Origin of the sequence: Flavivirga jejuensis (assembly GCF_030540765.1) — a bacterium.
Classification (GTDB): Bacteria; Bacteroidota; Bacteroidia; order Flavobacteriales; family Flavobacteriaceae; genus Flavivirga; species Flavivirga jejuensis.
Genome location: NZ_JAUOEL010000001.1, coordinates 768063 through 788662, shown reverse-complemented (window position 1 = coordinate 788662; position 20600 = coordinate 768063). Strand labels below are relative to the sequence as shown.

Below are 20600 nucleotides of genomic sequence, written 5' to 3'. Positions count from 1 at the left end.
CTGTGTCTACTAATTAGATTTTATTAATAACGGAATATCTATATCTGGGAATGCCTCAGAAATAGTGAGTAACAAATCAATATTATTACTTCTATCTTGTATCGTTTTAGTTCCTAAAACAGCATCCATTAAGCGTACTGTCATTTCTGCTACTTCTTTATACTTAACAGATTCTTGTTCTAAAAAAGTATAAACCCTCGTTTTTGTAGCTCTATTGGTATTTATATTAAATAAACTAGACCTAAAATAAGTTTCTAATTTTAATATGACCTCTAGGTTATCTTTAGCATATGTATTTAAATAGTTCGTAACAAAAAACTGCATGTCTTTTGCTGGATGCTCTTGTAATTTTAATAGCAATGGCAATCCTTTGTCTTCACTAAAATGTAATGTAATCATCTTACGTCCAAAAGCTTGCACTTCTTTTTTAGTATGATCGCAAGCGTACAATAACATATCTACTGTCCAATTGCTTTCAATAATATATTTTTCAAAATAGTTACAAGCCCAATCTATAACATCTTGCCAAGAAGAATTAAAAATCAATAAAGCATGTTCTAATTCATAGTTAATTCGATCTGTATGAGCTTCAAAATAATTTTGAAGTAGTTTTCTAATGTCATAAACATCACAATTACCAAGAACGACGCTATCTTTAACGGGTAAGTTATGCAAATCTACCTGTTCTTTAAATAATGGAGCTCCTAATTTCTGAGCATAATCATAATTAGAAAGTAATAAATTGAAAATACTTTCTTGAGAAATAGCGTTTAAATGCTGACTATAATTTTCTGTTAAAAGCACATAACAATTTTCATGTAATCCTTCATACCTTTCTGGAATTGTAATCACAGTAAGCAACTCTTTAAAAAAGTTATTTTTAAAGCTTTCGTCTAATCTTAGAAGTTTTTCTATTGTTGGCTCTATAGCTTTTCTAACTTCTGCGTATTCTGAAAAACAAAAGGCACTTATTTTTTTATTATTTTCAAGTAAAAACTCATCAGGAAAATGAGATAATAATTCGATCCCAACTTGCCTTAACGAGGCCTCTTCAGAATTTATATAATCATCAATAGTATCTTTAAATAACAGGTACGTATCTATCTTATTATGTTTTGCTAGATTAGCAGCAAACAATTTATTGTTTATCGAATTTGAAGACGCTAAGTCTCTTATTTTATCAGCCGATACATCACTTAATAATACTCCAAATTTTGTATCTCCTATTAAACCATTAACGGCAATGAAATATTCTAATGAAAATTTAGAAGGCGTAATAAAAAGCGCTTCTAATTGAGACAATAACAATGTAACGTTATACTTAACGGTATGCTCGTATAATGATTTTAAATAACTTATTACATCTTCTTCTCCTGTTAACAGCAAGCTCGCAACAAACTCTGGTCTGGAAAAATAATCAGATTCAAAACTGTTTAGCCAACCAAAAGCCAAACCTTTGGCTCTTTCGTTCTTAGAAGACAATAAAGCCAATAAAATAGCATCTTCTGGCTGTTTGTTTATATATTTATTTTCGACAGTCTCTAAAATAACCTCTAAAACTTTTGGATGATAATGAGTTATTAAATCCCTCAAAACCTCAAGAGTAAGCGCCTCCAAAAAGGAATTATTTTCTTTAATAATTCGCAATGCAAAATAAACAGCCTCTTCACTTTTAGCATACCTTAAAATCTGTAATACTTTTTCAGGTTTCGTATTCCAAACTTTTGGTAAAGTCTCTTCTCTTGGTAAATCTTCATAATTGGTTTCTTCTGTATAAAACCATTTTGAGTTTTCTCTATTTAACCTTGAAGAATTCCCATAAAGCACATACATCAATCCTTGAAAATCATGATATTTTGGAAAAATACGCTTCTCTGTAATATAGCGCCTTTCTACAGCATCATAAATATAATTATATTGTACATCTTCGGTTTTTCTATCAATATTATCATCTAAAGCTATAAGCAATGCTACAGCATAATCAATATATCCTGTAATATTGGTTTTACTCAAATGGTATACTAAAGCATAAGTCGTTTTATTAAAATAACTTTTAGTTTTCTTAGAAAATGCAATAGAAGGGTTCTCTTTTACCTTTTCATCATCTGCATATTCCCATTTATTATTTACATAAATGTAATTTGATACATAACCAGGCTTACTAACTCCTATTTTTTTAGAAATTAAACCAAAAAAGGTATAATCATTTAAAAGATGAGAAGCACGATAAATATATCTTAAGGATTTAAATGTATTTACTTTTAATGGAATTTTTTGGAGAAAATCATAAAACTGATTTCTATTAATACTTTTATTATACGTTAGCAAATAAATGTAATATAACAACGACGCATCAATATCTTTATCTTTTAAATAACAGTCATTTAAAGCTATAAAAAACAATGCATCATTACTAATGTGATTTTTAATTTCTATTGGTAAATGGTTTACAACTTCGCTAACAACCTTATCTTTTATATCATTATTAGCTAACTTAAAAAGATAAGAAACAGCGACTCTCCCTTGCTTATTTTTAAACTTATGTGTATTAAAAACATCATAAATACTATCAATATAATTAGCATCTTCTAAAACACATAGTGCATAAACAGCTGCGTACTGTTCAAACTCATCATTAGATTTAAAAAAATGGCCAATATAGTTACTAGCCTCTTTAATATTTAATTGTGCAGCACGCCAAATAATTCTGGACACTTTCCAATCTCTAGAATATGTCCCTGCAACGGCCTCCTTTAAGTATTTTAATATTGTTTTTTCTCGTCCAGCATTTACAGAAACTGGTTGAGACACAACGCCACTCTCACTATATCCTTTTTTCTCTTTATCTGCAATAAGCTTGTTATAAACCTTTAATGCTTCTTCATAGTCAACAGGAAAAATGGTTTTAGTACCTTCTCTCAAATTGGCTCCTCTCCGTCCATATCTAAAATTTACGACAAATAAACCCGCCCCAGATTCACATAAATCTATTTCATAAACCTTATCAGATTTTCCCTCAGTAAAATATAATTTCTTTTGCTGTTGTATCTTCAATTTTAAGAATTCTTTATAGGTAAATATAAACAACTAAGCTGTTAAAAACTCCAGTTTTATCAACATTTTAACAACGAAATATCTTTTTAACTAATAGTCAATACCTTATACAAATTCAACACAAGCAAGTTATATAAAACCAATCTCTTTTCATTTACTTAAAAGATAATCATTCATTACATTAGTACTTTATAAACTATAATTAAAAATTTAAAAATTTATGTTAAGTCCTGTTAATATTATCGACTTAGTATATTAAGAGTTTTATCTTTAGAAAAAATATTTTCAATGTCAAAAACATATTACGATCCAGCCGATTTAAGAAAATTTGGAAAAATCACCGAATGGAGTGAGGAATTAGGAAACAAATTCTTTGAATATTACGGCAAAGTCTTTGAAGAAGGTGCCCTTACAGCAAGAGAAAAATCGTTAATAGCTTTAGCTGTTTCTCACACAGAACAATGTCCTTACTGCATAGATGCCTATACAAAAGATGGCTTACAACGAGGTATTACTAAAGAAGAAATGATGGAAGCACTTCATGTTGGAGCCGCTATAAAAAGTGGTGCCACATTAGTTCATGGTGTACAAATGATGAATAAAGTAAATAAATTAGACGGTTAATCCCCTTTGTCCTCTGGACTTTTTCCAAAAGGAAAAATAAAAAGGTTCTACTATTACTATTAGGAGAAAATTAAATATGACGAAATTAAAGACTCAATCCCTACAAAAAAAGGGAAGTGATTTGGCACAAAGTAATCGGCAATTAGAAATTCTGTCTAACGGAATTTTTAAAAATGGCGAATTACCTACTTTTAAAGATAAGATATCCGAAACGAGTCAATTTCCTTTAAAAGCAAAAAAGCTAGAGATTTTACAAATAAATGTAGGATATATGTGCAACCAGGTTTGTGAACACTGCCATGTAGATGCAGGTCCAGACCGAAAGGAAATCATGACTCGGGAAACCATGCGACAATGTTTGGAAGTTATTAAAAACTCTGGAGCACACACACTTGATTTAACAGGTGGTGCCCCAGAAATGAATCCTGATTTTAGATGGTTTGTAGAGGAAGCCGCTAAAGTTGGTATCAAAGATTTTATTGTGCGTTCAAATCTGACAATTATCCGTGCCAATAAAAAGTATTACGATTTACCCGAGTTCTTTAAAAAACATAATATACATGTAGTAAGCTCAATGCCTCACTGGACTCGTGGAAAAACAGATAAACAACGTGGAGATGGTGTTTTCGACAAATCTATAAAAGCATTACAAGAGCTCAATGCTGTTGGTTATGGTATGCCTGATAGTAATTTACGGCTGGATTTAGTCTATAACCCTTCAGGAGCATTTTTACCTGGCGATCAAACATCTATGGAAAAAGATTTCAAAAAGGCATTAAAAGAAGATTTTGATATCCAATTCCACAATCTTTTTGCCATTACCAATTTACCGATTGCGCGGTTTCTCGATTATTTGGTTGCTTCAGAAAATTATGAAGATTATATGTATGCATTAGTTGAGGCATACAACCCTGCTGCCGTTGCAAACGTGATGTGTACAAATACCTTATCCATAAGTTGGGATGGTTATTTATTTGATTGCGATTTTAATCAAATGTTAGAATTGCCCGTAAATAGTAAAGCAAAGCATGTTTCTGAATTTAATGAAGCATTATTAGTAGGGCGAAACATCGTTATTTCTCAACACTGTTATGGTTGCACAGCAGGTGCAGGAAGTAGTTGTCAAGGTGTTGTTGCATAAATCCCTGCAAAGGCAGGAATCTTTTACAAGAGTGAATTAAAGAAAAAATCTGCGTATTTATCACAAAAAAAGATAATTGAAAAATAGTAAAACGGCCATATTAATATTTGCAAATTCTGCTGAAAAGGAGGCGTTATTAAAACCCTTTCTTTCTTCAAAAGAAGTATTTGAGACACTGAATACTCACACTTTAGATATTGTAAAAAAAGCTGGATTACCTTATTTTTTATATTCAGAAAAACAACAAGTAGGTCATACTTTTGGAGAACGTTTCACCCATGCGATTCAATCTGTTTACGATCAAGGATTTGATACGGTTATCACCATTGGAAATGATACTCCTCATTTAACAACAAACCATCTTCGAAAAACAGTTGAAAAACTTCGAAAACATGACACCGTTTTAGGACCGTCAACAGACGGTGGCGTTTATTTAATGGGACTTAAAAAAACTCATTTTAACGCCGAAAAGTTCCTAAAACTCCCTTGGAAAACCTCAAATTTGAGGAGTAGTATTGCTAAGTTAAATGCTTCAAAAAAAGAAAACATTACGTATCTGGAAGTCTTAACAGACCTTGACAATATATCTGATGCAAAAATAATTATTGATGGTTTCAGAAGACTTTCAACTCACATAAAACAACTTCTCAATGCCTTTATTTCAATAGAAAAAAAGATCGTTTTTCACCAACTATTTTCTATTAAAAACTTCATATTACAACAACAATTCAATAAAGGCTCACCAGCCCCACTTCATTTGTAAATTAAATTTATAGTGTCACCTCGAGCGCGCAGTCGAAGGTCACTTTTTCTATCAACAAGATAGAACTCTCAACTGCGCTCGAACTGACAATTATTAAAATTTCAAATGAAGTACATATTGTTTTGCATGTTACTAGTTATAGCTAGTATAAGTCATGCTCAAATTAGGATTTCTGGTACTGTTACTGATGCTTCAGATAGCAACCCGCTCTCTTTTGTAAACATTACAACCAATACAGATCAAGGCACCGTTACTAACGACCATGGTAATTACACTATTGAAGTTGCCTCCGAATCCGATCAACTTAAATTTTCGTTTATAGGGTATAAAGCACAAATTATAACTATTGGTAAATTAAGAACTATCAATATCTCATTAATAGAAGACACATCTGCACTTGATGAAGTTATTATTACGGCTTTAGGATTAAAACGTGACACCAAAGAACTAGGTTACGCTGTACAAGCTATAAAATCTGAAAGTTTAACCGAAGTAAGAACCGTGAACTTCTTAGACAATCTTCAAGGAAAATTAGCAGGAGTTACGGTAAGCCAAGGAGCAACAGGCGTTGGCTCATCCTCTAAAATTACAATTCGTGGTGAAGCATCATTTTCAAATAACAATCCACTATTTGTAGTGGACGGTATTCCAATAAATAACGAAACTGTTTTTAATTTCACCAATGAGGCTGCAGCAGGATTCCAAGAAATAGATTTTGGAAACGGCGCTATGGAAGTTAATCCAGATGATATTGAATCGGTAACCGTTTTAAAAGGCGCCAATGCAGCTGCACTTTATGGAACCAGAGCATCGAACGGTGTTATTGTTATTAAAACGAAAGATGGCAGTAGTAAAAAAGGATTTCGTGTAAGTCTGAATACTTCCATTTCTATAGATTCGGCTTTTAAGCTTCCAGAATTTCAAAACGAATACGGACAAGGTCAGTCTGGACAATTTGAATTTGTTGATGGTCTTGGAGGTGGAACAAGCGATAATATCACCTATTCCTGGGGTCCAAGACTAGATGCAGGAATTTTAATTCCGCAGTTTGACAGTCCAGTTCAATTAGCCGATGGACGTTTTGTACGTGGTGGAGACACCGCATTATACAACGGAATACCCATTACACCAACAGCATTCAATTCTAATCCCGATAATTTAAAAGATTTTTATAAAACAGGTGTTACAACCATTAATAACATAGCTATTTCAAATGGATTCGACTCTGGCAATTATCGTTTATCATTTACCGATTTAAGAAGTGAATCTATTATTCCTGGAGTGAATTTAGACAGACAAACTGTTGGTGCAAAACTCAATTTTAAACCTTCTGAAAAAACAGAGATAAACACATCTATTAGCTACGTAAATTCTAGTAGCGATAATAGACCTTCTAATGGTTATGGCAGTGAAAATGCCAATTATTCTTTGGTGGCATGGGGCCCTCGCTCCTTAAATATTAACAGTTTAAAAAACTATTGGCAACCAGGATTAGAAGGCACACAACAGTATTCGTTTAACTATACATTTTTTGATAACCCGTATTTTATTCTTTTAGAAAACAGAAACGCATTTGAGCGCGATCGTATTTTTGGAAATATCGCATTGAAACAACAATTTACAGATCATTTAAGTGTATCGCTAAGAACAGGAATGGATTATAGTAGCGAAACCCGACAGCTAAGACGAAGCTTTAGCAGTAACCGATTTACAAATGGTGGTTACGCAGAACATGATGTTAAATTTAGAGAAGTCAATACCGATTTTTTAATCAACTATAAGAATGTATTTGGTGATTTTTCTTTTGATATTTCTGCGGGTGGAAATCGTTTAAATCAAACCGCATCAACAAAACAATCGCAAACGGTAAATTTAGCACAACCTGGTATTTTTAATCTTAACAATGCAGCGTCTCCTATTGAAGTCTTTCAATTTGAAAGTGAAAAACGCATCAATTCACTTTACGGAATCGCAAAATTAGGGTACAAAGATTTTCTGTTTTTAGATATTACAGGAAGAAATGATTGGTCCAGTGCTTTGGCGACACCTTTTTCGGTAGATGGTACCTCTTTCTTCTATCCTTCAGTATCTACTGGTTTTATTCTATCAAATGTTACTGAATTACCACGTGTATTTTCATTTGCTAAGCTTAGGACTAGTATTGCTCAAGTGGGTAACGATACCAGTCCTTACCAAACCTCTGGGGCTTTTGTGTCGCAAACAACTTTTAATGGACAACCAACATTTAGCGATCAAAACTTTATTCCAAATGCCAATTTAAAACCTGAGCAAACCACAAGTTTTGAAGTTGGAGCAGATTTACGTTTTTTTAAAGACCGTTTGAATTTCGATATCACTTATTACAATGCAACCACAAAAGATCAAATAATTTCCTTACCCATTGCTATTTCTTCTGGATACAATCAGCAAGTTGTAAATGGCGGAAAAGTTAATACGCAAGGGGTCGAAATTATTCTAGGCATTACGCCAATTAAAAATGAATCCTTTAAATGGGATACAACATTCAATTTCGCAAGTAATCGATCTACCATTAAAGATTTACCACAAGAAGCAGGTCGCTTAACTTTAGCCTTTAGTAGAATTTATGACAGTGCTAACCAAACAGTTTGGTTTCAGGTAGAAGAAGGTGGACGCATTGGTGATTTTTACGGCACAGGATACTTAAAAAATGACACTGGTGATTTTATTATCGATGCTAGTGGGCGTTTTATTGCCGATAACGATTTGCAAAAATTAGGCAATTACAATCCAGACTTTACTTTAGGATGGCATAATAATTTCAACTATAAAAACTGGAATTTAAGTTTTCTGTTTGACTGGAGACAAGGTGGTGAAATAGTATCCAGAACCCGAGCTTTAGGAAATGTTGGTGGTCAATTGGCTGAAACCGCATTTCGACCCGAAGCTGGTATTATTGCCCAAGGCGTTACACAGTCTGGACAAGCTAATACGGTTGCAGTTTCAGCAGAAAGTTACTACCGCCAATTTTACGACAGAAACCACGAAGAAAACAACGTGTATGATGCATCTTTTTTAAAACTACGTCAGTTTGCTATTGGTTACAGCTTTAAACTAAAAGAAGGTTTTTTAGGCTTGAAGAATGGTGCTGATGTCAATTTTTCAATTACAGGAAACAACTTATTTGCTATTACTGAAAATCCACATTTCGACCCCGAACAACTTGCCGTTCAAGGCAATGGTTTTGTAAGTGGTGTGGAAGATTTGAGTTATGCAACAACCAGAAGTTTCGGATTTAAAGCAGGATTTAACTTCTAGCCCCACGGAGGGAAGAATCTCATGATAAAAGTAAAATAATATGAAAATAAAAAATAGTTTATATATAATCGCGATTTTAAGTCTTATAACGGTGAGCTGTACTAAAGATTTTGAAGCTATTAATACCAATCCTAACGCGCCTGTTACTGTACAACCAAGCTTATTATTACGACAAGTTATTTACAATTTTGGTGAAGAAATGAGTTATGAAGGTTTTGTAGCTGGCGATTTATTAGCACAACACCGTACAGCATTAGACTTTAACTTATTTGATAGGCATGCTTTGAAATCACCTCAACTAGGCGGAAATCCCTGGCCTGTTTTCTACACAAATTTAAGAGATAACGAGATTATTTTAAACCAGTCGAAAACCGTTGACGCCTTTAAAGTTTATGAAGGTCCTGCCCTGATTTTAAAAGCTTACATGGGTGCTGGTTTAACCGATTTATTTGGTGATGTTCCATATTTTGAAGCTTTTAATGGTGTTAACGGCACCGTTACTCCTACTTACAATCTTCAAGAAGATATTTATATGAATGATGGCGGTATTCTGGACAATTTGGATAAAGGTATTGCTGCTATTGAGAATTATAACGATGCCATAGCCTTACAAGGTGACATTCTATTTAATGGTGATTTGCAAGCATGGATTCGTTTTGCAAATGCTCTAAAAATTAAACACTTGTTAAGGGTTTCAGGGAAAGTCGATGTGTCATCACAATTACAAACGTTATTTGATGCCGACAATTACATCAAAACCAATGCTCAAAATGCTATTTTCAATTTTACAAATTCGGAGCCCAATAGTTTTAGATTGGCACAATTACGAATTGGGGACTTTAACAATTTTGTTTTATCTGAAACTATGGAAACTATTCTTGTAGATTTAAACGACCCTAGAATCAATACCCTTTTCAGACCATTTTCGAACTCAAATTCAGGAGCATTCAATGGCTTGTTAAATGGTATTGATGCGACCTCAACATCTGTGACATTAGCTGATTATTCTTTAGCAGGAACAGCTTTTCGAGAAGATACGTCTACACTAGATGCTAATTTTATAACCGCTTGGGAAGTACATTTCGCTTTAGCCGAAGCGGCTACAAAAAATTTAATTACTGCTGATGCTCAAAATTTATATGAAACAGGGGTTGCTCTGGCTTTTGAATATTGGAACACCAATTTACCTGCAGATTACCTAACTGGAAATGCTGATTTTAATGCTGCGGAATCTACACCTTTACAACAAATCATAACCCAAAAATGGATTGCAAATGTTATTAATGGTTACGAAGGTTGGGTGGAATACAGGCGCACTGGATTTCCTGAATTAAAAACTATTTCGGCAAGTTTAAACAATGATTTGCTACCTGTTCGCATGCCATATCCTGCGGAAGAAGACGCTTTAAATGCTGAAAACTATGCCGAAGCAGCAGCAGCAACAGACAATAATAGTATTAACGTTCCTGTTTGGTGGGATGAATAGATTCCTATCCCTAACCCTTTCCGAAGGAAAGGGAACTGTTATGGAATCAAGATGAATAAAAAAATAAGAGATAATAAAAAATAATTTTACAACCGAGTAAGAGTTCCTTCCCTTTGGGAAGGCTAGGAAGGGAAATATATGGAAACAATTTACTGGCAATGGACATTAATTATCGTATCAAGTTTGATACTGTTTTTCTTGTCACCATTAGCCAAAACCACAGATCAGTTTTTTAAAGCTGTAACCAATCGTAAAACACCTAATACTTTGGTATTAACTGGGAGTTTAATTATCTCATGGATTTTTGCCAAAAGCATTACGAATGCTGCAAACCTCGGACTCGATTTTGGAATTGTTGGCGGTGTCGCTTATGCAGGGTATTATTTATCATTCGCTGTAGCTGGTGTCCTGATTTATCAAATGCGTACCAAAGGTCAATTTAAAAGTATCCACCAATTTTTAACCTCCAAATTTGGAAAAGGAGCGATGGCTATTTTCTCCATTTTAATTGCCATTCGTTTATTCAACGAGGTCTGGAGTAATACCATGGTAATTGGCAGTTATTTTGGAAACACAGGCACCAAACCCTATTATCTGTCTATTATTGTATTTACAGTTCTCACTTTGGCTTATGCTATTAAAGGCGGATTAAGCAGTTCGATATTTACAGATGTCATTCAGATGGTATTGTTTTCGATATTACTTGTTGTGATTTTATGGCATGTGTTTTCAGTTGATGATTTTTCTCCTAAAGATGTTATATCCTCAGGAACCTGGAGTTTTGAATTCGGACTTAATTTATTTTTTGCTGCAATCATTCAATCCTTTAGTTATCCATTCCACGATCCTGTTTTAACAGATCGTGCGTTTATTGCATCTCCAAAAATTACCAGAAGAAGTTTTTTGTTAGCCAGTGTTTTAGGCCCTTTATGTATTATGCTGTTCAGTATTATTGGTATATATGCTCAAACGCAAGGCATGAAGGGGCAAGCAGCAGTTGAAGTTGGAAAAGCCTTTGGAGTGGTCATTTTATTAGTCATCAATTTTATTATGATTACATCAGCAGCTTCAACTTTAGACTCCACATTTTCATCATTTTCAAAACTATTAGCCATCGATTTGAATATGGGTAAAAACCTATCCTTTGGCCGCGCTTCTATGGCAGCGATTGCTATTTTGGGTACTTTACCCGTTTTTTTAGATGCTGAAATTTTATCGGCGACAACCATTTCTGGAACCATGGTTATTGGCTTAACTCCTGTCTTTATGTTCTGGAACGTAAAAGTCCCCAAAATTAGTTTTTATTTGAGTGTGATTTGCGGTTTGATTTTCGGATTTGTTTTAGTGTTTGATATTTTTCCAAAAACATTAATTCTTACCGAAGGGAAATATGCCGATTTACTTTGGGTAAATGTTTGGGGCATTCTATCTTGTATAACCTTATATATACTTCCAAAATGGATAAAAAAATAGAGCATTTAGGTAACATATCTGGCAAAGTATTGCTTTTCGGCGGTGTTTATAGTAACCTTCAAGCTTTAGAAGCTTTAAAACAGGTAGCAGAACATGAAGACATTACTCCAGAAAATTGTATTTGTACTGGGGATATTGTTGGCTATTGCTCACAACCCGAAGAAACAGTTCAATTATTTAAAATTTGGAAAGCTAAAAGTATTGCGGGTAATGTAGAAATTCAACTCCGTGAAGGTTCTGAAGATTGTGGCTGTGATTTTAGAAAAGGCTCCAGATGTGATGGGTTTTCCCAATTATGGTATGCTTATGCACAGAGCAGACTCTCAAAAAATGCTCTGAAGTTTATAAATACGCTACCAGATCATATCACATTTAATTATGCTGGTAAAAAAGTAATGGTGGTACATGGATCATATTTTAATACTTCCGAGTTTATTTTTAAATCTACGCCATGGGAAATCAAATCAGCTAATTTTTCCGTAGAAAACCAAGATGTTATTATTGCTGGACATTGCGGATTACCTTTTAGTCATAAAAAAGAAGGCAAACTTTGGATAAACCCTGGTGTTATCGGTATGCCAGCTAACGATGGTAATTCGAGTGTATGGTATGCTATTTTAGAGGGTCATGATGGGGTTTTAAAGTACAAACATCACACTTTAAATTACAATTATAAATTAACTAGTAAACTAATGCAAAACGAATTGCTACCTAAGGAATATGCAAGAACCATTATCACTGGAATTTGGGATAATACTGAAATTCTACCAGCAGTAGAAAGTGGCTTGCAAGGATTCGGTATTCAGTTGTAATTTTATTAAATTTGAAAGACTAAATCGCTATGAAATACTTTATTCTATTTTTACTTTTTTTTGGCAGCACGCACATTCAGGCTCAAAAATCAATTAAAAAATTATTAAATAAATATAATGATAAAAGTGTGCCTTATATTACGCCTCAAGAATTAAAAGCACTTAATAAGGATGTCTTTTTATTAGACTCCAGAGAACCTAAAGAGTACCATACCAGTCACTTAAAGCATGCCATTCATGTGGGATATGACGAATTTAAAATAGATAGTATTCAGAAAAAAATCCCGAATAAAAACTCAGAAATTATAGTGTACTGCTCAGTTGGTATTCGATCGGAATCTATTGGTGATAGTTTAAAAAAAGCAGGATATAAAAACGTTAAAAATTTATATGGGGGAATCTTTGAGTGGAAAAACAATGATTTACCCGTTTATAATTCTGTAGAAAAGGAAACCGATAGTATTCACACATTTTCTCTCAAATGGAGTCAATGGTTAAAAAAAGGTATAAAAGTATATGAATAAAGAACTTGTTATTGTTTTTGTAAAAAACATAAAATTAGGAAAAGTAAAAACACGTCTTGCTAAAACAATAGGCAATCAGGGGGCTTTTGATGTATATTCGGAGTTGGTACAAGTTACAGAGGATGCTACACAAAACCTTCAAGCCGATAAACGCATTTACTTTTCTGATGCCGTTGTAGACACGAAATGGCAAGACCAATACAAAACGGTTCAAGAAGGGGAAAATTTAGGCGAGCGTATGAAGAATGCTTTCTTAAAAGGTTTTGAAGATGGTTACGAACGTATCGTTCTTATAGGCTCTGATTTACCAGACATTAGTTCAGAACATATCGAAAAAGGATTAAAAGCTCTAGAAAACAACGAGGTTGTTTTTGGACCTGCTATAGATGGTGGGTATTATCTTGTAGGGATGACCAAAATGTATCATGCTATATTTGACGATAAACCCTGGAGTGAATCTCATTTATTGGAGGTTACTCTTAAAGAATTAGATCAAGAAAATATAGTTTATACTTTATTAGAAGCACTAAACGACATTGACACCTTTGAAGATTTATTGGCTTCAGAATTTTATAAGTCTAATTTAGCTTTACAAGAAAAAATAAAGCAACTAAGTCTTAATTAGTACCTGGTCGGAAACAGACACTAATTAATAAAAAACAGATAAAGTGAAATTATTTTAAAAGGATAGCGACTTAGTAATGAATTACATTCATTATTAAAATAATTTACCATGAAAAAATCTTTACTCTTCCTTACCCTTTTAATAACCTACCAAACAAGTATTTCTCAATGCGAGAGAGCCGCAAATAGTTTTGGAAATAATACAATGAATTCATCTTATAATATATCTGGGGATGTTACAGTAACCTTAAATACAAACGATACAGTAACATTAGATTTAGAATCTAATTTCAGTACAGCCACTGGCCCAGATGTAAGAGCTTATTTAATTGACTCTAAAGGAGCATCAGATAATACAATAAGAAATTCATCTGTATCAGATTATCCCGCAAATGATATTATAGAATTTGGTCTAATAACAAAATTTAATGGTGTTAGCTCTTTTACTGTTAGTATTCCAGTATCTGTGAACATCCTCGAATTTGATAAAGTTTATTTTAATTGTTTTGCGAATGATGTTTTATGGGATTTTGGTTCCTATACACCATTTACATCAGAAAATTGCACCTTAAGTTTAGAAGACAATTCCTTTAGCAACATATCTATTTCTCCAAACCCTGCAAATAATTTGATCCGAATTTCAAGTCCAACGAATGAACTAGCTCAAATACGTATCTTTAATACTTTAGGAAGCATTGTTTATCAAAAAGAAACACAATTAAATCAAGATATGGACGTATCAAATCTTAAATCTGGAATTTATATTTTATCTGCCACTTCTGATAGAAAAAACATTTCTAAAAAGCTGGTAATTAAATAAGGTGTTTTGTATAAAATCATATATTTTTGAAAGTACAAAACTTTGAATCCTCGATTATTAATTCCAAAAACAGAAAATGATTAAGTATATAAACGAAACAACGGAATATTTACAAAACAAAGGTTTTGAAAATCCCGAAATTGGTATTATTCTAGGCACAGGACTAGGGCAACTCATCAACGAAATAGACATTATAAAAGAAGTTAGTTATAATCATATTCCTAATTTCCCAACAGCAACTGTAGAGTTTCATAAAGGAAAATTAATTTATGGAGAACTTGCTGGCAAAAAAGTGGTGGTTATGCAGGGGCGTTTTCATATATATGAAGGCTATACATTACAAGATGTTACATATCCTGTTCGTATTATGGAAAAGTTAGGCATTAAAACATTACTAGTTTCCAATGCTGCCGGAGCCATTAATTTAAACTTTAAAAAAGGAGAATTAATGGTTATTGAAGATCACATTAATTTACAAGGGAGCTCGCCTTTGGCTTTTAAAGGGGTTGAAAAATTAGGAGAACGCTTTACAGATATGAGTGCTCCATATGATGCGGAAATCAATTCAAAACTTGAAAATATAGCTAAAGCAAATAATATTAAATTACATAAAGGTGTTTACGCTAGTGTTGTGGGACCACAATTAGAAACCAAAGCAGAATATCGTATGTTAAAAATTATTGGATCGGACGCTGTTGGTATGAGTACAGTACCTGAAATTATTGTGGCTAACCATTTAAAATTAAAAGCAGCAGCCGTATCTGTTTTAACAGATGAATGCGACCCAGATAACTTAGAACCTGTTAATATTGCAGATATCATTGAAAATGCAGCTAAAGCAGAACCAGATATGATAACATTATTTAAAGAATTAATAAAAACGCTTTAAAACTGTTTGCAATCATAGACTAATCCGAATGCTGAATACTGAATACTGAATACTGAATACTGAAACTATGAGTAATTATCTAGAAACCACTCACGATGTGTATAAAGAAGCCGCTTTAACACCAGATGTTGGGCTATGCTGTACCACAAATCCTATTTGGGAATTACCTGGATTAAAAATCCCTAAAATCATGCAAGAAATGAACTATGGCTGTGGAAGCACTGTTCATGCTCGCGATTTAACCAACAATCCTAAAATGTTATATGTTGGTGTTGGTGGCGGTATGGAGCTTTTGCAATTTGCTTATTTTAATCGTCAGAAAGGCGGTGTAGTAGGTATTGATGTTGTTGATGAAATGTTAGATGCGTCACGCAAAAATTTTATTGAAGCTGAGGCTCAAAACGATTGGTTTAAAAGTGACTTTGTAGACCTTAAAAAAGGGGATGCTATGAATCTTCCTGTAGAAGATAATAGTATTGATGTAGCTGCCCAAAACTGTTTGTTTAATATTTTTAAAGCTGAAGATTTAAAAAAAGCCATAGCAGAAATGTATCGCGTTTTAAAACCTCATGGTAAATTAGTAATGAGCGATCCAACATGCGAACAACCCATGAATGACACGTTACGAAATGACGAAAGACTACGTGCTTTATGCTTAAGTGGTAGCTTACCTATTGCAGAATACGTAAAAGCGCTAACCGATGCTGGGTTTGGAACTATCGAGATTAGAGCAAGAAAACCATACAGAATACTCGACCAAAAAAATTACCCAACAGACGAGTTAATCTATATAGAATCTATAGAAGTGGCTGCTATTAAAGATCCAATGCCAGAAGATGGTCCTTGTATATTTACTGGTAAAGCTGCAATTTATTATGGCGATGAAGATTATTTTGATGATAAAGCTGGGCATGTTTTACTTAAAAATCAGCCTTTAGCCATTTGCGATAAAACAGCAGGCGCATTAAAAGCATTACATAGAGACGATATTTATTTATCAGAATCCACATACCATTATGATGGAGGTGGATGCTGTTAATTATTTCTAATAACAAATAGAAAGAGACTGCCTAAAAAGTGTCATTCTGAGATCTGTGTTAAAAATTTTAGACACAAATTTCGCGAATTCACAGGAATTCAGTTTCACCATATTTTACGAATTATTCACTGCGCTCAACCCAACCTGACATTAAGCTTTAACTTTTTGAAATTCAGCTTAATAATTTTGTTCCTATATCGAACTCATGTTTAAAATGATACATCATATGTTTTTACAATGCTTTATCAAAAACAAATAAGTTCTTATTTGTTCATTTAATATTGTAAAACATAATACTTCATCATATATCAAAAACAACTTTATATAATTTAAATTATATGGGTTGTTTTAAAATAGCATTAAAACCCTTTTTTGTAAGAATAACTCCCTTTAAAATAGAACACCAATTATTTATCGACTTATTTACAATTAGTTGCAACAAACACTATAAGAAAAACCTTTCGAACCCCCTGTAAACACAGCGAAAGAATCAGATTACAAACCCTTCAAGATAATCCCTCTCAGACAATTTATTATCCTTTTAATACAACTTTTATTTTCGATTTTTGTTGAAAATTATTAAAAAAACAATATAAAAAGTAATGACTGAGAACCTTTTTTAGACATAGAAATGTTAACAAGGAGATCAAGTTTACCTGATTAAACAAATAGAAATTACATGAATCCTTAATATAAGAAGGATTTCACTATAGAAGACCCCCAAAAGATCAGAGCAATACCTTTAATTTTGAGATTTTTTCAAAAAACGAGTGAGCTCTGTCTTTCCTTTCCCTTTTCTTCTTCAGCTCAGCATAAAAAGAAACTTAAAAATGTAGCAAAGTGTTATATGTTGGTGTTGGAGGCGGTATGGAATTATTACAGTTCGCTTATTTCAATAGACAAAAAGGCGATGTTATTGGTATTGATGTGGTTGATGAAATGCTAAAAGCATCTCAAGAGAATTTTAAAGAAGCTGAAAAACAAAACCCTTGGTTTAAAAGTGACTTTGTAGAACTTAAAAAAGGAGATGCTATGAATCTTCTTGTGGAAGATAATAGTATTGATGTTGCAGCACAAAATTGCTTATTCAATATTATTAAAGCAGATGATTTAAAGCAAGCTATTGCAGAAATGTACTGGGTTTTAAAACCTCATGGTCGCTTAGTAATGAGCGATTCAACTTGTGAGCAACCTATGAATGACGAACTACGCAATGATGGCAGGCTTCGTGCTTTATGCTTAAGTGGTAGCATACCTATTACCAATTATGTAAAAATGCAACTAATGCTGATTTTGGAACTATATAAATTCGGGCTCGTAAACCTTACAGAATTCTAGACCCAAAACATTATCAGACCGATGAGTTAATTTATATAGAATCAATTGAAGTTGCTGCTATAAAAGACCCTATGCCTGCTGACGGCTCTTGTGTTTTTATCAGAAAAAGAAGAGTATAATGTCTGAAAAGGTATAAATAGCTATTTTTGAATTTTAGCTTTATACCATAGCTTTCCTAATTCATTTCCTCTTTTAAAGCTATCTCTTAACTACATAACACACTATAAAAAACTTAACATTAAAATGCGTCTTCAACTCATTCAAATCAGGGGTATGTAAGAAATTAATATATGTTAATTAATCCCTCTCAGATAACTTTTGTTTCTGACTTTTGCCCCCATCTTTAGCACGATAATATTGTTAAGTTTAAAATATTAAGGGACTTTTTTCATAAACACGAGTGAGCTCTGACTTTTAAATAAGGATAAAACCCTATAATCACACACCAACCTAAAAGACGATAAACTTCTATAAACACCTCATTTTCAACACACTTATTTTAACATTAGCTTTTAAGACAAGAAAAAACACAGAAATTTAACCAAATAGTAACATTCAGAATCACACATAAACACCTGTGTTTCAATTAGTTATTTTATCAAAAACACAAGGGTTAAATTAGAATATAAAACGGTTAAAATAGGCATGTATTTATGTAGAGTAAACACTTAATTTAATTGTATGAAAATTAATCCAAAAATATTAGAAAAATGAAACACTTACTAATTAAAACACTTACATTAATGATTCTATTTAATCTTTTTACAGCATGTGAAAAAGATTTTAATCCAAACAATGAAACTGCAAAAAATTTAGAAAACAATGACTTAAAAGAGAACTTCGTTGAAAATTATGGAGTTAAAGGAGAAGTTACAACTGTTAAATACTTTGATCAACTTATTGAAGTTGAAAAAGTAGGCAATCAATATATTCTTGGAGGAGACATGATTATTATTCCAGACAATGAATACTATGCTAATAAAACCAATGCTATAAAAAGCGTTGGAAGAACAACAGCCCGGTGGGGAAACAATACTGTATATTATGAAATAGAAAGTGATTTACCTAATCAGTATAGAGTTCATGATGCTATTGATCACTGGGAACAAAACACATCAATTCGTTTTTACCCAAAAACTGATACAACACAAGATTATATTACCTTTAGAATTGGAACAGGTTGCTCTTCTTCTGTTGGAAGAGTTGGAGGTAGACAATATATTAATTTAGCCTATGGATGCTCAACAGGTACCACAATTCATGAAATAGGCCATGCTCTTGGTTTATGGCACGAACAAAGTAGATCGGATCAAGATGAATACATAACTGTGCATTACGACAACATTACTTCAGGTTATGAGCATAATTTTAGAACATATATAGAAAGAGGTACAGATGGAAAAGAATACACAGAAGTATTTGACTTTGGTAGTATTATGATGTACCCACCTTATGCATTTAGTAAAAACGGAGAACCCACTATCACTACTAAAGACGGGAGTGCTAATTACCCTTACCAAAGAGATGGTTTATCTAATAATGACATTATTGGAATTTCTAAAATGTATCCCCCAATTACAGGTGTTATTTTACCAACTATTAAAAACCCAACTTTTTCAATAAAAGAAGCCCCTTACAATGGTGCCAGTTACACATGCTCGTGTGTAGAATGGTACAACCCTAACTTCCCTAAACAAGCAGGTTCTTCAACAGATTCTAATGACGACCCCGGAAATCAAGGAGGAGGTTCTATAAAACTAACTAATGTTCCCGGAGAGCAAAGAACAGCATACCAACTATTAGACGCCGTAACTCCAGGGGCTACATATAGATTAAGGTTTTATTACTCAATAACTAATAGCGGAACAATTGGTGAGTTAGATTTCAGAGTTTTACACCCCAATGCAACAAACCCTTCAACAGTTACAAACTTAAATACAATAGCACAATTTATAGGACAGCAAACCATGCATACAAATTCAATAGACTCTTCACACGGCGGAGGTCAAATTGTAGAACTGGAATTTACACCAACAACAGACCAAGTTGCTTTATACGCTGTTAATTCAGTAGAAAACGGTTCAGATGTTAGAATCGACAACTTTTCTATAGAAATAGTAAGTAGCCCTATTAATATTCCAGAAATTAAAAACCCAACTTTTTCAATAAAAGAAGCCCCTTACAATGGTGCCAGTTACACATGCTCGTGTGTAGAATGGTACAACCCTAACTTCCCTAAACAAGCAGGTTCTTCAACAGATTCTAATGACGACCCCGGAAATCAAGGAGGAGGTTCTATAAAACTAACTAATGTTCCCGGAGAGCAAAGAACAGCATACCAACTATTAGACGCCGTAACTCCAGGGGCTACATATAGATTAAGGTTTTATTACTCAATAACTAATAGCGGAACAATTGGTGAGTTAGATTTTAGAGTTTTACACCCCAATGCAACAAACCCTTCAACAGTTACAAACTTAAATACAATAGCACAATTTATAGGACAGCAAACCATCCATACAAATTCAATAGACTCTTCACACGGCGGAGGTCAAATTGTAGAACTGGAATTTGCACCAACAACAGATCAAGTTGCTTTATACGCTGTTAATTCAGTAGAAAACGGTTCAGATGTTAGAATCGACAACTTTTCTATTGATTTAGCAAATTAAAATTATTTAAAAACCACCGTTATAATTGTAATAATAACGGTGGT

General features: G+C 33.2%; 14 protein-coding genes and 1 pseudogene. 14 read left to right on the top strand and 1 reads right to left on the bottom strand.

Annotation, left to right across the window (positions count from 1 at the left end; translation table 11 throughout):
• Nucleotides 1-9: 9 nt before the first annotated feature.
• Complete coding sequence (locus Q4Q40_RS03440) at nucleotides 10-3054, bottom strand: WGR domain-containing protein (RefSeq protein WP_303300303.1); 3045 nt, start codon at nucleotides 3052-3054, stop codon at nucleotides 10-12.
• Nucleotides 3055-3342: 288 nt separating this feature from the next.
• Between Q4Q40_RS03440 and Q4Q40_RS03435 the strand changes: the two genes are divergently transcribed.
• From Q4Q40_RS03435 to Q4Q40_RS03370, 14 genes and pseudogenes are all read left to right on the top strand, one after another.
• On the top strand, nucleotides 3343-3678 hold the full coding sequence (locus tag Q4Q40_RS03435) for an arsenosugar biosynthesis-associated peroxidase-like protein (RefSeq protein ID WP_303300301.1): 336 nt from the start codon (nucleotides 3343-3345) through the stop codon (nucleotides 3676-3678).
• Nucleotides 3679-3754: 76 nt separating this feature from the next.
• On the top strand, nucleotides 3755-4819 hold the full coding sequence (gene arsS, locus Q4Q40_RS03430; RefSeq protein ID WP_303300300.1) for an arsenosugar biosynthesis radical SAM (seleno)protein ArsS: 1065 nt from the start codon (nucleotides 3755-3757) through the stop codon (nucleotides 4817-4819).
• 76 nt (nucleotides 4820-4895) lie between these two features.
• A complete protein-coding gene (locus Q4Q40_RS03425; protein ID WP_303300299.1) occupies nucleotides 4896-5582 on the top strand; it encodes a TIGR04282 family arsenosugar biosynthesis glycosyltransferase in 687 nt (228 codons plus the stop codon).
• 105 nt (nucleotides 5583-5687) lie between these two features.
• On the top strand, nucleotides 5688-8879 hold the full coding sequence (locus Q4Q40_RS03420; RefSeq protein ID WP_303300297.1) for a SusC/RagA family TonB-linked outer membrane protein: 3192 nt from the start codon (nucleotides 5688-5690) through the stop codon (nucleotides 8877-8879).
• Between the two features lie 46 nt (nucleotides 8880-8925).
• Entirely contained in the window at nucleotides 8926-10365 is a 1440-nt protein-coding gene (locus tag Q4Q40_RS03415) for a SusD/RagB family nutrient-binding outer membrane lipoprotein (protein WP_425555891.1), read from the top strand.
• Between the two features lie 138 nt (nucleotides 10366-10503).
• Nucleotides 10504-11838, top strand: coding sequence for a sodium:solute symporter family transporter (locus tag Q4Q40_RS03410; RefSeq protein ID WP_303300295.1), 1335 nt, complete (start codon nucleotides 10504-10506; stop codon nucleotides 11836-11838).
• Nucleotides 11823-12650: a metallophosphoesterase family protein gene (locus tag Q4Q40_RS03405; protein ID WP_303300294.1), complete on the top strand. Its 828-nt coding sequence runs from the start codon at nucleotides 11823-11825 to the stop codon at nucleotides 12648-12650. The genes Q4Q40_RS03410 and Q4Q40_RS03405 overlap by 16 nt, the downstream gene beginning before the upstream one ends.
• A gap of 29 nt (nucleotides 12651-12679) precedes the next feature.
• Nucleotides 12680-13174, top strand: coding sequence for a rhodanese-like domain-containing protein (locus Q4Q40_RS03400; RefSeq protein ID WP_303300292.1), 495 nt, complete (start codon nucleotides 12680-12682; stop codon nucleotides 13172-13174).
• Entirely contained in the window at nucleotides 13167-13799 is a 633-nt protein-coding gene (locus Q4Q40_RS03395) for a TIGR04282 family arsenosugar biosynthesis glycosyltransferase (protein ID WP_303300291.1), read from the top strand. The genes Q4Q40_RS03400 and Q4Q40_RS03395 overlap by 8 nt, the downstream gene beginning before the upstream one ends.
• A 108-nt stretch (nucleotides 13800-13907) precedes the next feature.
• Nucleotides 13908-14618: a T9SS type A sorting domain-containing protein gene (locus tag Q4Q40_RS03390; protein WP_303300290.1), complete on the top strand. Its 711-nt coding sequence runs from the start codon at nucleotides 13908-13910 to the stop codon at nucleotides 14616-14618.
• A 76-nt stretch (nucleotides 14619-14694) separates the two neighbouring features.
• Nucleotides 14695-15507 carry a purine-nucleoside phosphorylase gene (locus Q4Q40_RS03385; protein WP_303300289.1) on the top strand — a complete coding sequence of 271 codons (813 nt, stop codon included), beginning with the start codon at nucleotides 14695-14697 and terminating at the stop codon, nucleotides 15505-15507.
• Between the two features lie 67 nt (nucleotides 15508-15574).
• Nucleotides 15575-16546 carry an arsenosugar biosynthesis arsenite methyltransferase ArsM gene (gene arsM, locus Q4Q40_RS03380; protein ID WP_303300288.1) on the top strand — a complete coding sequence of 324 codons (972 nt, stop codon included), beginning with the start codon at nucleotides 15575-15577 and terminating at the stop codon, nucleotides 16544-16546.
• 837 nt (nucleotides 16547-17383) lie between these two features.
• Nucleotides 17384-18000, top strand: a pseudogene (locus tag Q4Q40_RS03375) (methyltransferase domain-containing protein); the annotation flags it as partial.
• A gap of 594 nt (nucleotides 18001-18594) precedes the next feature.
• The gene (locus Q4Q40_RS03370; protein ID WP_303300286.1) at nucleotides 18595-20556 is read left to right on the top strand and encodes a M12 family metallopeptidase; all 1962 of its coding nucleotides are present in this window, start codon (nucleotides 18595-18597) and stop codon (nucleotides 20554-20556) included.
• Nucleotides 20557-20600: the final 44 nt, after the last annotated feature.